The organism is Chitinophaga sp. CF418 (assembly GCF_900142925.1).
Taxonomy (GTDB): Bacteria; Bacteroidota; Bacteroidia; order Chitinophagales; family Chitinophagaceae; genus Chitinophaga.
In genome coordinates, this window is sequence record NZ_FRCN01000006.1 from 423,031 (window position 1) to 437,042 (window position 14,012).

Below are 14,012 nucleotides of genomic sequence, written 5' to 3' on the forward strand. Positions count from 1 at the left end.
TCGGATATTAATTCTCCTGTCTGGTTTCACGGAATTTGTTGTCCATATACCCGATTTTTTCCCGGATCCTGATACTTTCCGTAAATTTATGTCTTCATTTAAAAACCGAATTCATGAAACATCTTATTTTATTTCTTTTAATGGGAACTGCCATTAGCGCCTACGCGCAGAAAGCTGATCAGCCGGTAAACGTACCTGCCGCAGTTACAAAAAGCTTCCAGCAACAGTATCCCAAGGCTACAGGTGTTAAATGGAAAATGAAGGACAACCAGTACAAGGCTGAGTTTGAAAAGCACGATGTCTGGTACGATGCCACAGGCAAGCTGGTAAAACAGAAGGAAGATATCAAAGACGCAGATCTGCCTGGTTTGGTAAAACAGGCTGTTCAGCAACAGTTTGCCGGCTATAAAATACATGATGCAGACAAGCATACTGCCGGCACGGAAGTTACTTACAAGCTGGAGCTGAAGAAAGACACTGAGAAAAGAGACGTGACCTTTGCGGCAGATGGCAAGGTGCTGAAAAACGAGCTGGATAAAGATAAAAAAGACGGGAAGAAGAAGCAATAACCATTCAGCGTATAAATAGAAAGCAGCCGTTCCGGTATCCGGGCGGCTGCTTTTTTATTTATCCCTGGGAATCATTTGTTTCAAAAAGTGACAGCCGGGATAAACATCCCGGCGCTGGTTAAACCTACAACTTTTAACTGTCATTCCGTAAACTTTACTACATTAGAATGCTAAGATCTTTTGTTTTGGTATTACCTGTAGGGACTATCCGGCTGAAACGGACAAAAAGCCTACTGAAGTGCACCGGGAGCGCTTTAGATAAAAACACTGACAGAGATATAAAACATCAGACACCTCCTGCCCTGCTACCAGCTAGGTTTTCTGAAAGGTCATCTCAATAACAGGCACCCGGTATTGCGCGCCTCCTCCTACTTATAGTTACTTATTTCAATTAAATTCATGTCCGGATCGCGTAAATAGACAGATAGAATCGGGCCTGTTGCCCCCGTCCTTTCAACAATCCCGCTGACTATATTAACTCCTTTATCCTTCAATTCCGCTAATACTGTTTCGACGGATGTATCTGCGATGAAGCACAGGTCAGCGGAACCTGGTACCGGAACAGACGCTTTGGGTTCAAACTCCTTCCCTTTTTGATGCAGGTTTATTTTCTGGCTGCCAAATTGCAGGGCTTTCCTTCCATTTGCAAATTCAACAACACGCATACCTAACACATCCGAATAGAATGAACAGGTCACATCGATATCTGCTACCGTCAGTACCAGATGATCAAGTCTGCTAATTACCATATGCATTTATTTTAATTGACCATGTATATCTGCGTATAAATATACGATCTTTCAGGAGGTATGCTTATTCCTCCGGATTAAGAGAACCTCCCGAATATATCTTAAAGAAGTCCCTTTTATACACTTCCCCTATTGGAATTTCAGATTCACCCACATAGACATTGCGATGGTCAAATGAATCTATATAGTCTATGTTCACTACATACGACTTACTAACCCGTATGAAAAGATGTTGTGGCATCTTCTGATGGATGGTTTTCAGATTCATGGCCGTAATCAGCTTCTGATTACCTGTATATATCACCACATAATCTTTCAGCCCTTCCACATACCTGATATCGCTGAAGTTGAGCCGGTGAAACCTGCGCTCTGATTTAATAATCAAAAAATCACTTGTATTAGACTGGACGATGTTCTTTTCCGTCTCGTCTGAAAGCAGTCTTCTGTATGCCTCTGCTTTACTGATCGCTTTTTCCAGCCGGGCCTTATCTATTGGCTTCAGCAGATAGTCTATGGCATCCAGTTCATAGCTTCTGAAAGCATACTGCGGATAAGCAGTCGTAAAAATAGTCAGGATCTGCTTCGGTAGCTGTGCAGCAAATTCCAGTCCTGTTACCATCGGCATTTCGATATCCAGGAAAATGAGGTCTGCCTCATTTGCTTTCAGGAACTCCATGGCCGTGAGGGCATTGGAGAATACGCCCACTACTTCCATCTGGGATACCTCTTTGATCAGTTCCTGCATTTCTTCCCTTGCCAGTGGTTCATCATCTACAATAACGCATCTCATATGGGTATAGTTAATTTGACATTATGTTCTTTATCTTCAGCCGTGATCTCAAGGTTGTAGCTGTCGCCGTATAACAATTCAAGCCGTCTTTTAATATTGGCAAGTCCTAATCCGCTATTCCTTTTGTCTGAAGCCTTGAATTCAGGGTCTTTTGAATTAGTACAGCTGAAGTAAAGTTTATCTTCTTTAATCTCTATTGCTACATTGATGTACGATTCTGCGCCGCTGATATCCACGCTGTGTTTTACCGCGTTCTCCAGAAAGGTGGTGAACAGGTTGGGAGGTAAAGACACCCAATTGAGTATCCGCGGAGGAGTTTCGCTACAGATATTAATGGAAAGGTTATCTCGCCGGAGCTTTTCCAGGGACAGGAAGTTGGATAAGAAATTGATCTCTGACCGGAGCAAGGTCTTTTCAGTATTGTTCTCATACAGCTGGTAACGGAGGAACTCAGACAATTTCATGATCACAAGGGTGGCTTTCTCCGGGTCTTTGCGGATCAGGGCTTTAATACCATTCAGCATATTAAAGAGGAAGTGCGGATTGATCTGGTTCCGCAGTTCATTCAACTCCATTGTCAAAGTAAGGTTCCGTAGCTCGGCCATTCTCTCATTATCCCTCATCCATCGCTGAAAGAGTTTTATCATGGTGGTGACCAGTACAACAGCGATCAGGATGATCGTTCCTTCATATATGCCTAATTTATCCCCGTTGTTGCGCCGGGCAGTCATTGGAATACCGTCGTACCAGCTCAATAAATAGGACATTGCCGTACGGCCGATCAGGACCACTAACAATAAAAGCGCCAGGTAAAGCACATACCGCCCCTTGAAGAAAAACCGCGGGACCAGTACATTCATATTGACATAGCACATGATTATTAAGAAGACAGACACATATATTAATCTGGGGTATTTGTCCGTCAGTGATCCCCGAATCTCATTAGTAAAGGAAATCATCGCCAGGATGCCGAACACTACCATGGCATGACGTAACAGCCTGTACCGGTCGTCAATAATCAGTCGTATGATTGTATCATCATGCTTATGCTTCATAATACTAAACAGGCATTAAACCCGGTGTAAAGATAAAGCGATTATATGCCGTGGCGGCGGGAAATTATACGAAACCCCTTCTCTGTTATACCAAATATTTCGCATGGAAACTTTGGTATAAAATGTAAACCATTTGGTATAAAAACGGAAAAACGGTTTCGTATTATCCCTTCCTTTGTTCTGCATTATTCAATATCTGATCTGTGCCAGATACTGATTGCAGCCAACTTACCTCATCTATAAACTGGATTTAAAAATAGCATATGGACATTAAACAGAAATTAGTAGTATCAGTATCCGGCATGCTGATCTTGTCAGTAGAATGTTTTTCGCAGAACCAAACGGGAACAAAGGATAGCGTGAATATGTCTAAACGTGTAGAAACTTACGCCGCTGACAAGTTTGCCGTTACCCGCCCGCTGAATGCCGAGTTTACTTATTCAGCTCCGTACAATTTCACCTCAGAGCAGCTGGGAAAATCTTTACCGGAGAGTAAAGTGACCGGTTTTACGCAGCTGAAACTGAGTGCGAATTACAACTTTATAAAAAGAAAGACCTGGATGCTGGGGCTTGCTGCGGGCTACAGGCGAACGTCCATAGAAGCAGATATTACCCGACCTGAAGGAGGTATTAAAAACGTTAACGATGAGCTCCATTATCTCTATTCATCTGTCAACTTCACCTATTTTTCCAAACTGTTCAATAAACGGACGATCTATACTTCCAGCCTTTTAGTGGATGGTAGTGAGCGATATTTCGAAAGGGTGAAAGGATTAGTGACCGCCTCCATGATACTGAAGTCCAACCAGCGCACCAAATTGATCGTGGGAATGCTCGTTAATATCGACCCGAGTGCACAGACGCCTTTCATGCCCACTGTTGCGTACGAGCATAAATTCAGTAATGGTTTCAGTGCGGATGTTGCCTTCCCCAGATATCTGTATCTCAGAAAACTGGTGGGCTCTAGTGGAAGGCTATCCGTGGGTTCGGAGATCGATAGAACCTCCTTTTATCTGTATAATTTAGACAGCACATCTCAAAAGTACGAGTACAGACAATTAGATCTTAATTCGGGATTGGTATATGAGCATATTCTGACAAAGTATCTTTTGCTTACCGTAAAAACCGGCATGAAAATGACTACCTCGGGACGGATATTCAGAAAAGAAGATTCATTTGGAGACCCGGTATATGAAATCACTCCGGACCCGACTTTCTATTTTAACATAGGCGTATCGTTCAATCCATTTACACTGCTGGGAGCAAAAAAATAAGATGTAATCAATCTTGTTATGATTATGGTGAAAGTATTTAAGACAGATGTGTTATATGCGGAGATGGTGAAGGCTATTATACCTGATATCCTCCGACAGGTACCAGACCTGAAGATTACTTTTGATCTGGAAGATGAAGATAAGATCATGAGGATAGAGGGAGATTCTTTTAAGGCAGAAGATATCCTTTTCTGCCTTAAAAAGCAGGGTCATTCCTGTATTGAGTTGCCTATTGACCTGAACTTAATTGGATAGGAACCGGCCATCCGTCGGGGTTCCATGATATTTCCTCCAACAGTAGTTTAGAGCGTCCCTTGTCATGTGCATCATATCCGTGCAGGAGCAGATAATCTTTGCCGGACTCGCTGTAAACAGCATTATGTCCGGCGCCATACCAATGAACCCCATCACCCTGAATGACTAAATTTCCCCCATCCAATTGTAAGGGAACGCCCTGCCTGTCCAGGTAGGGCCCCTGCACTTTTTCACTTCTTCCCACTATCACCTTGTAAGTACTTTTCTCTGCCCGGCAGCAATAGTCGCGGGACACAAAAAGATAATAATACTTTCCTTTTCTGAAAATGAAAGGCGCTTCTATTGCGCCATTGCCTGCAGCTGTATCAGGCGTAGCGAAATCCCTTGGTCTTCTGGCAATGGTATACCATTCCTGGGGGGCGCTGACCGTTTGCAGGTCCTTCTCCATTTTTACCAGTTTGATGCCCTCCCAGAAAGAACCAAAAGACAACCAGGGTGTCCCGCTTTCATCAAAAACCAGGTTAGGATCGATCGCATTCCACATGTCACGCCCCGGAACAGACTGTATCACCTTTCCCTTGTCTTCCCACTTATAATCCGGCGATGTCGGGTCCAGCGTCTTATTTACAGCCAGTCCTATGCAGGAGGTATTCTTCCCGAATGCAGAAACCGCATAGTACAAATAATACCGGCCATTATAAAAGCTGATATCAGGCGCCCAGATATGCCCTTTAAAGCCGGGAATGGCCTTTACCGCCCACTCAGGCGCGCTGTTAAATACCGGGGCTTCCTTACGCCAGCTTTTCATATCGCGGGAGGAGAAAACGCTGATACCGTTCCCTGTGCAGAACAGGTAATAAGTCCCATTCTCCCTGATCATCACAGGATCGTGTACCGGCGTGTTACGGGTTGTAAATTCCGTTCCTGCGGGCACAGACTGTGCCCACAGGTGGAATGTCCTCATCACTATCAACCAAAGAAAGAATACACGTTTCACTATGAAATATTTTTTGCCACTATAAATGGATCCTCAGTACACTCAGCGAACGGGGAGCAGCCTTCACCGGAAACCGCTTCCCGGGTATACTGAGCTCCATATCTTTGGGCGATACCCTACCCGGTTGTTCAAAGCTGTTTGTACTATTCACATCATCGCTTTGCAGCACTGTCAGCTTAGCCCGCACGGCAGGTTTTGCATCCAGCTCCACAGTATAGCGCTGCTCCCTGTCTGACACGTTCACCAGTTTGATGATCAGCTCATGGCTCTTCTCATCTAATGCGGCAGAAGCATACAGACTATCCTGCCCTGCAATAACATCATTATGCATACGTACGGGTACAACGGCAGTCCCCTTGTTCAGCGAGAATAATTGCTGTACGTAATAATTCGGCGTACCGTAAGAACGCAGGTTGTCTACCCATATCAGGTCGGGCGTCCACTGCCAGCCGTCTGTATGGGCAAATAAGGGCGCATAGGAGGCCATATTCACTACGGCTGCATTCCTTTCCAGGCCAGTCATGAACGCCGCTTCAGATAATGCCGTCAGCCAGTTATTCTTGTTATAGATACTTACTGTTTTATCGCTTTGCGCGGCATACTCTCCCGCAAATACTTTTGAGCCGTTCCGCGGATAGTTATCATAACGCCGTGCGTTCTGCATAAACCATTGCGGCGGGCGATAATAGTGTTCGTCAATAATGTCGGCATGCATGTCCCGCAGTTCCTTGTTCAGGTAGTCGAAACGTTCTCCGTCAGGATCAGTACCAGAGCTGTTTACCAGCTTTATCTCCGGATACCTTTCTTTGATAGCTTTAGTGAAGAGCTTCAGTCGCTCGACATATTGAGGGCCCCAGTTCTCATTCCCTACACCCATCAGTTTCAGGTGAAAAGGAGCCGGATGCCCCATGTTGGCGCGCACCTTCCCCCATGTGGTATTGATATCGCCGTTGGCAAATTCAATGAGGTCAAGGGCATCCTGAATATACGGGTCCAGTTCATCCAATGGCACCAGCTCTGCGGAGTTGAACTGACAGGCCATACCGCAGTTGAGGATAGGCAGCGGCTCAGCGCCGATATCTTCCGCCAGCTGGAAATATTCGAAGAAGCCAAGCCCGAATGTCTGGAAATAATCCGGCGTAGGGCGGTGTGCAAATTCAAAGTTCCAGCGGTTAATGATCAGCTGCCGTTCTTCTATTGGCCCGATTGTCTTTTTCCATTGATAACGCTGTGAAAGGTCAAATCCCTCTACAATACAGCCGCCGGGGAAACGGATAAAGCCAGGCTTCATGTCTGCCAGCAGCTGTATCATGTCAGCCCGCATGCCTCCCGGACGCCTTTTCCAGGTGTCTTCCGGAAACAGGGAGATCATATCCAGGTCAATTGTTCCATTGCCTTCCAGCCATAACTGCAGGGATGCTTTGGGCTCCGTTTCACTAGCATGGAAACTTACAGTCTCTTTGTGCCATGCTGTGTCCTTTTGTGCAGGAGTCAATACGGTATCGCCTATCACCTTGCCACTGCCATTCAGCAACTGCACATGCAGTCTGATGCCAGGCTGTTGCTGCCTATATAGTACTGAGAAATCATAGCGCAGTCCTTGTTTAATGCCCATACCGCGGAAGCCTTCATTCTTCAGCCCTGCCTCACCCTCCGCTGCATTCCTGGCTGTGACCCGCAGGAAGCGCGGATTGGCGGTGTGAGCAGGTGTCCTGTTCAGGATCAGCATATCTCCTTCTTTTACCTTTGTGCCATTCACTGTCCATCCCATCAGAGGTCTGAAGAATTCAAAGGAACGGTTCTTCACCAGCTCTGCATAGATACCGCCGTCGGCGCCCATGTTGATGTCCTCAAAAAAGACGCCCCACATCGTTGGCGCTATTTTCCCTGTAATAGTCCTGGTCTCAACATTGATGACATTGTTATTTTGTGCTGCTGTAATACCCGGCCAGACCAACAGTCCAAGCGCGAGTACTTTTAGTACCTTATTTTTCATTACATCCAGTTATCGGTTTGTTGAGATCATTGCTTGCTTTTTTTGCCCCAGATGGCAACACCGTCATTATTCAGACCAGTGAATATCAGCGTTGATGTTTTCTTCTCCCAGTCACGGCCGCGCTGCACCAATACCTTGTCTGTATATCCATTGCTCCAGCGCATTTCCAGCCAGGGAGCATTGTACACCCATTTGCTGGCGGCATCGTTGTTCAGTGTTCCGTTGGCTGATATAGTCAGCGGAACAGATACCTGGAAATCCGGCGACACCTGCTCATTTCCATAACCCGGCACCACACGATATCCCAGTATGATCTGTTCCCAGCTACCGGTAATACTGTCAGCCGGCACAGTGGCATCATTCTCCCAGGCATAACGTTCCGGCGATACCACCGGCCATCCCTCCGTTGTCCAGAACATCTTACGTACATGGAGGTCCATGAAGTATTTGTTAATGCCCGGCCGGCCCTGATGCGCCATATAGTACTGTCCATTCCCGTCGTCAAACACCGTACAGTGCGACACGCCCTGCCAGCCACTATGACCGCTGAACTGGTAAGGAGCTGTGATCATCGGACCATGATCTATATCTGTATTGGCATCAGCGCCCTTAAAATCATAAAAGGGCCCGTCGGGTTTGTCGCCACGCATCACGCGGGTATTATACTTGGTTTCCAGCCAGTCGTACGCGATGAACAGGAAGTATTTGTTCTGCGAAGCGTTATAAACCACTTCCGCCCCTTCAATGTTGCCGTTATACTTTCCATTTGTAAATCCGCGGTTGGCAATGCGCTTACCTTTGTCGCCCGAGTTCTGCGCCAGTCCGGTAGCAGGATCCAGCTTTAATACATAGATACCGTCCCAGGCAGAACCGTAATACATCCAATGCTCTCCTGAAGGAGTAACCAGCACACTCGGATCAATGGCATTCGTCTGAATGGCGTTATCATTCAGAGAGGTCACCACAAGGCCCTTCTCTGTCCAGGGTCCTTCCGGCGATGAAGCCGTTGCCAGCCCTATCACACTGAGGCGTCCCACATTAGAGGAAAGGGAATAATAAAGGCGATATTCATTACCCACTTTCACCACACTGGGCGCCCACAGGCTGTTATTGGGCGTACCACCTTTCTGCTGTATAAAAGAAGACCCCTGGGATGGGAGCTGATTAAATACCCATCCCACAAAAGTCCACTCCACCAGATCTTTGGACTTGCGTATCTGCAGACCCGGTCTTACTGAAATTCCGAAGCCCGCATCTGTACTATAACAATAATAGTAGCTGCCGAATTTCCTGATAACAGGATCATGTACGTTATAAGGACCCCATTTGGGATAATACACGAAGGGAGCCACGTCTTCATACGTATCGTTAATGCTGTTGATATCGAAGGCGACTACCGGCGGCTCCACTACAGTGGTATCTCTGGTGGACGGGGACGCAGCATCTTTCTTACTACAGGAAATTACACCTGTCATCAGTAAAAGCAGGACGGCCGTATTCCTCAAACGAAAAAAGTTCATATACTGCATTTACTTTAGTAAGAAGAGTTCTGTTTGAACCCAGGATTATTGTCTATCTCTCCCTGCGGAATCGGGTACAGCTCTTTCCCTGCTTTATAGTTATTGAACTCCGGATCGCGGGATTTCAACAGTGCAAGCTTCGTCTCGTCTTCCAGCCAGCCCCAGCGACGTATATCATCAAAGCGGTGACCTTCCAGGCAGAACTCCAGCAAACGTTCGTGCGACAGCTGATCACGCATCTTTGCCTGCGTCATCGTTGCCAATGTAGCAGTGATATCAGGCAGTTTTGCGCGGGTCCTTACCTGCTGGATATAAGGAGCTGCCAGTGCGGTCTGTGACTGCTCATTCAGGCATTCAGCGTACATCAGCAGGATGTCTGAATAACGCATCAACCTTTCATTGATACCAGACTTCCAGTCATACTCGTTTGGCTTATTTCCATCTCCGTTTTCATATTTCCTGCAGAAGATATCATTGAGGTAAGAGCTGTTGGCATACACCTGTGCAAATAGTTGTCCGTAGATCGTTTCGCCTGGTTTGTTATAGAAGATGGTAGCGTCCAGTCTTGGATCTGTTTCACCATCTACTGTTTTCTCCTGCTGGAACTCATTGAACACAAACACCGTCGGCTGTACATCGGTCCAGCCGAAATTCGGCGCACCAAAAGTAATGGCCCTTGCGGAAGTCTTTGCCCAGGTAGAAGTAGGAATACCCTGCCATCCCAGATCAGTACCTCCCACGGTAGTGGAGAACTGTACCTCAAAGATGGACTCTGCGTTATTCTCTTTGCTCTCTGTAAAATTGTCTTTGTAATCAGGCATCAGCGAATACACACCCAGATCTATTACTTTTTTGAACTGTTCAGCGGCTTCCGGGTACTTTTTGTTAAACAGGTAGGCTTTGCCGAGATAGCCCATTGCAGCGCCTTTGGTAGCCCTTCCCACCTGGTTAACGTCTGCACCGGTTACATCTTTGTAAGACACCGGCAACAGGTCAGCAGCTGCCTTGAAATCGGATATGATCTGCTGCCAGCCATCCTGTGCTGTCATCTGCTTACCGTAGAAGTCTGCTTTTGACTGCGGCGTAGTGGTTGGCAATGCTACATTGCCAAAAAGGTTCACCAGGTGAAAGAAGTACAGTCCTCTCAGGAAATAAGCCTGTCCGAGCACACGGTTCTTCTGATCTTCCGCCATATTGATGGCAGGTACATGGTCGAGCACCTGGTTACAGCGGAAAATGCCTTCATAATATTCGTCGAAAGCCCATCCGTACCCGTCAGCATTGCCTGTACCGAGCGCGAACTTACCCACACCTGAAATAGCAGTCCAGGGACTGTTACTCCGGATATCATCTCCCCTCACATCCAGCAGGATCGGTGTGAAGCGCATATAAGCGCCGTCGAGCAATAAGGGAGCGTATGCCGCATTGATACCCTGAATAGCATCATTACCTGTTTGCCAGAAGGTCTCGGAAGTCTGTGCGTTCGGGTTTACCTGGTCCAGTTTCTTACCACAGCTTGCAGCAAGTATACTGGCAGCGGTAACTGTTAAAATATAATGAGATATAGTACGTTTCATTGTAATGCTGTTTAAAGATTAAAGGCCTAACTGTACACCAAACATCACTGTTCTGGGGTTCGGGAAGGAGCCATAGTCAAAGCCCCTGTTAAACAAACCGTCGCTGATGAAATCCGGATCGTAGCCTTTGTATTTGGTGATAGTAACCAGGTTCAATCCTGAGAGGTACACACGCAGGCTTCTGAACACATGTGTCTTGCCCAGCGTAGATTCTGGAATAGTATATCCTATCTGCGCATTCTGCAGTTTTACATAAGAGCCACTCTGTACAAAACGGTCTGAGAACCTGCTGTTATTGATATCGTTGATCAGTGGCCTTGGCACATTGGTATTGGTGTGGGTAGGTGTCCAGTAATTCAGTTCGTCGGTATGCGCATTACCATACTGGCCGGCCATCAGCGCTGAATAAACCCCATTGTTTACTTTGCTGCCCATATTACCCTGCCAGAAGAAAGAAAGGTCGAAGTTTTTGTAAGACGCAGATACATTCAGCCCATAGTAGAATTTAGGAATCACTGAGCCCAGGTAGGTCCTGTCTGCATCGGTAATGGCGCCATTACCGTCTATATCCTTGTATTTGATATCGCCGGGTTTGATGCCACCTGACTGGTCCTGGGTAGCATGTTTTGCAATTTCGTCCTGGCTCTGGAAGATGCCATCTGTTTTGTACCCGAACAACTCACCCACTTCACGGCCTACTTCGGTTTTGCTGCCGGCGCCATATACCGGGTTATTCTTACCACCCAGTTTCTCCACCTTGTTCTTCAGGGTATAGGCATTGGCATTGATGGAATAGTTCAGGGCGCCGATGTTGTCCTTGTAGGTCAGGGTGAACTCGATACCACTGTTCTTCAGGGATGCCGCATTGGTGGTCAGCGTCTGAGGGAAGGAACCTACTGAATATGGTATAGGGATGGCGGTAATGATATCTTTTGAAAGGCGGTTGTAATATTCCGCCGTAAAGGACAATTTCTCATTAAAAAGGCCCAGGTCCAATGCCACGTTGGTTGTAGTGGTAGACTCCCATTTCAGGGTCGGGTCTGTTACTGAGACGGTAGTGGAACCTGTAGCCAGTTGATCGCCAAACAGGTAGTTGGTGGTATTGTTGATATACGACTGGTAGTCATACCAGCCCAGGGCAGTCTGATTGCCCAATACACCATAACCACCTCTCAGCTTCAGGCTGCTGATGAAGGAAGGTAGCTTTAAAAACTTCTCATTGCTGATGTTCCAGGCAGCTGCAAAACCGGCGAAATTACCATACCTGTTGGCTGGTGCAAACTTGGATGAGCCGTCACGTCTGAAATTAGCCGTCAGCAGGTAACGGTCGTCATAATTGTAGTTGATCCTGCCCAGCATAGAGTACAGGGCAGCGGTGCCCTTCCAGCTGGTAACGCCTTTAGCGCTTGCCCTGGCTACAGCGCCAAAGGTCTTGAAGTTCAGGTCTGCTGTATCCTGAGCAGTGGCAGCCATCCATTCGTTCTTGTCTTCCTGGTAGGTCATACCACCCAGGAGGTCAATTTTGTGCTTGCCTTTCTGCAGCTGGTAAGTCAGTGTATGCTCCAGCAAACTGGTCTTTGAATGACCATATTGCAGGTACATATAGTATTGTGTATTGAGATAATAGTATCCCATGTCGAAGCGTGGCTCGAAGTGAGAGTTCTCGTAGTCGGTCCTGTCGAAGCTGGCGTTGATCCTGTATTTAAGATTTTTCACTATTTCCAGTTCACCCCAGGCATTTCCCAGGAAGCGGTTACGGTCGCTGTAGTCATTTACCAGGTTATTGATACCAACTACGTTGGCAGAGATAGCCCTGTTCTTCACCTGGTCGCTACCACCATATCCACCCAGGCGGGAAGGATCGTATACAGGCATGGTAGGAATGGCAGTCAGCATACTGGTCACTACCCCTCCAAACACGGCATGCCCGTTTGTAGCGCCATAATTGCCCTTGTGCGATTGAGTATAGGCTGCCTTTACACCGTAGCTGAAACGGCCTTTTTTACCCTGCAGATTGCTGTTCAGGGTATAGCGGTCATACTTCTGCGGACCAACCTGTGTACCTGTCTGGTTGAAATATCCCAGGGAGGCATTGTAGGAGATACTTTCCGTTCCTCCGGAGAGGCCCACGTTATGATCCTGTATCACGCCACGTTTCAGGCCTTCTTTCTGCCAGTCTGTATTGATATTGGATACATATGAAGGATTAGCCGGATCATTGGCAGGCGCCAGGGATAGTCCGGCGTTCGTTTCTGCAGCAGATACGATCTGCTGGTATTGCGCCCGGTCAGTCAGCGATATCTTCCTGGCTACTTCCTGTACGCCCGCGTAACTGTTGAAGTTTACCCTCACCGGCCCCTGTTTTCCTTTCCTGGTGGTGATGATGATCACACCTGTTGCAGCCCTGGAGCCATATATCGCAGCCGCTGACGCGTCTTTCAGCACCTGGATACTCTCAATATCATTAGGTGAGAAATCGTAAGGCGCATCCACCGGTACACCATCTATTACAAACAGGGGACTGTTATTGCCGAAGGTGGTCGTACCACGGATCTTGATCTGCACATAACCACCCGGTTCTCCGGAGCCATGAACGCTGATACCTGCAGCCTGTCCCTGTAACATTTTCGCTACATCGTAAGACACATTCTTTTTGGCCTCCCCCACATTCACCAGTGCCACAGAGCCTGTCAGGTCCTTTTTCTTTACGGTACCATATCCTACTACGACCACATCGTTCAGGTTCCGGTACGACTTTTCCAGTCGCACGGAAACGGCTTCATCTCCTTTTAATACTATTTCTTTCGTCTCAAAACCGATGCTGGTAATGGTAGCGGAAGCGCCTTCTTCGGCCTCGATCGTAAAATTTCCTGAATTATCTGTCATTGTCCCGGGGCCACCCTTTACACTTACAGTAGCGCCAATAACCGGCTCGTTTTCGCGGGAGATAACCGTTCCCCGGAATTTTTTCCTGACGGTTTGCCGGGCGGATACCGGCTCAATGAGCAGAAACAGCGCGCAGGCGAGTATAGGGAATACGCTGCTGTTTAGCAAAATGCGGATCAGTTTCATAAACGTGTAATTATTAGTAATTCAAATAAAACTCTTTTATAATGTCCGGAAAATCTTGTCCATAACGTTTTAAATAGTTAATTTCATTAGTGTGACAGTAACAATTAAAAGTACTGTCTCCGTTTTCCGGCTTATGATCTGGAATATTGGTATGAAGT

Annotated in this window: 11 protein-coding genes; 3 read left to right on the plus strand and 8 right to left on the minus strand. The window is 46.9% G+C overall.

Annotated elements, in window-relative coordinates; genetic code table 11:
• The first annotated feature begins 113 nt into the window (after window positions 1–113).
• Window positions 114–569, plus strand: coding sequence for a PepSY-like domain-containing protein (locus F3I09_RS15790; RefSeq protein ID WP_149696000.1), 456 nt, complete (start codon window positions 114–116; stop codon window positions 567–569).
• A 368-nt stretch (window positions 570–937) separates the two neighbouring features.
• Here the strand turns inward: F3I09_RS15790 and F3I09_RS15795 are convergent, their stop codons facing one another.
• The 3 genes from F3I09_RS15795 to F3I09_RS15805 all read right to left on the minus strand — a co-directional run bounded on the left by F3I09_RS15795 (window position 938) and on the right by F3I09_RS15805 (window position 3,163).
• Window positions 938–1,318: a VOC family protein gene (locus tag F3I09_RS15795; protein WP_149696001.1), complete on the minus strand. Its 381-nt coding sequence runs from the start codon at window positions 1,316–1,318 to the stop codon at window positions 938–940.
• Window positions 1,319–1,382: 64 nt separating this feature from the next.
• Window positions 1,383–2,108, minus strand: a complete 726-nt coding sequence (locus F3I09_RS15800) for a LytTR family DNA-binding domain-containing protein (RefSeq protein ID WP_149696002.1) — start codon at window positions 2,106–2,108, stop codon at window positions 1,383–1,385.
• Window positions 2,105–3,163, minus strand: a complete 1,059-nt coding sequence (locus F3I09_RS15805; RefSeq protein WP_149696003.1) for a sensor histidine kinase — start codon at window positions 3,161–3,163, stop codon at window positions 2,105–2,107. Before F3I09_RS15805 ends, F3I09_RS15800 begins: the two co-directional genes overlap by 4 nt.
• A gap of 263 nt (window positions 3,164–3,426) precedes the next feature.
• Between F3I09_RS15805 and F3I09_RS15810 the strand changes: the two genes are divergently transcribed.
• Window positions 3,427–4,437, plus strand: coding sequence for a hypothetical protein (locus F3I09_RS15810; RefSeq protein ID WP_149696004.1), 1,011 nt, complete (start codon window positions 3,427–3,429; stop codon window positions 4,435–4,437).
• 24 nt (window positions 4,438–4,461) lie between these two features.
• The gene (locus tag F3I09_RS15815) at window positions 4,462–4,692 is read left to right on the plus strand and encodes a hypothetical protein (protein WP_149696005.1); all 231 of its coding nucleotides are present in this window, start codon (window positions 4,462–4,464) and stop codon (window positions 4,690–4,692) included.
• On the opposite strand, the gene F3I09_RS15820 is transcribed toward F3I09_RS15815, so the two are convergent.
• The 5 genes from F3I09_RS15820 to F3I09_RS15840 are packed head-to-tail and all read right to left on the minus strand — an operon-like array spanning window position 4,667 to window position 13,854.
• Window positions 4,667–5,689, minus strand: coding sequence for an arabinan endo-1,5-alpha-L-arabinosidase (locus tag F3I09_RS15820; RefSeq protein ID WP_223233253.1), 1,023 nt, complete (start codon window positions 5,687–5,689; stop codon window positions 4,667–4,669). The genes F3I09_RS15815 and F3I09_RS15820 overlap by 26 nt on opposite strands.
• Window positions 5,690–5,708: 19 nt before the next feature.
• Window positions 5,709–7,685 carry an alpha-L-arabinofuranosidase C-terminal domain-containing protein gene (locus tag F3I09_RS15825; RefSeq protein WP_149696006.1) on the minus strand — a complete coding sequence of 659 codons (1,977 nt, stop codon included), beginning with the start codon at window positions 7,683–7,685 and terminating at the stop codon, window positions 5,709–5,711.
• A 26-nt stretch (window positions 7,686–7,711) separates the two neighbouring features.
• Window positions 7,712–9,205: an arabinan endo-1,5-alpha-L-arabinosidase gene (locus F3I09_RS15830; protein ID WP_223233254.1), complete on the minus strand. Its 1,494-nt coding sequence runs from the start codon at window positions 9,203–9,205 to the stop codon at window positions 7,712–7,714.
• A 14-nt stretch (window positions 9,206–9,219) separates the two neighbouring features.
• Window positions 9,220–10,782, minus strand: coding sequence for a RagB/SusD family nutrient uptake outer membrane protein (locus tag F3I09_RS15835; protein WP_149696008.1), 1,563 nt, complete (start codon window positions 10,780–10,782; stop codon window positions 9,220–9,222).
• A gap of 18 nt (window positions 10,783–10,800) precedes the next feature.
• On the minus strand, window positions 10,801–13,854 hold the full coding sequence (locus F3I09_RS15840; protein ID WP_149696009.1) for a TonB-dependent receptor: 3,054 nt from the start codon (window positions 13,852–13,854) through the stop codon (window positions 10,801–10,803).
• Window positions 13,855–14,012: the final 158 nt, after the last annotated feature.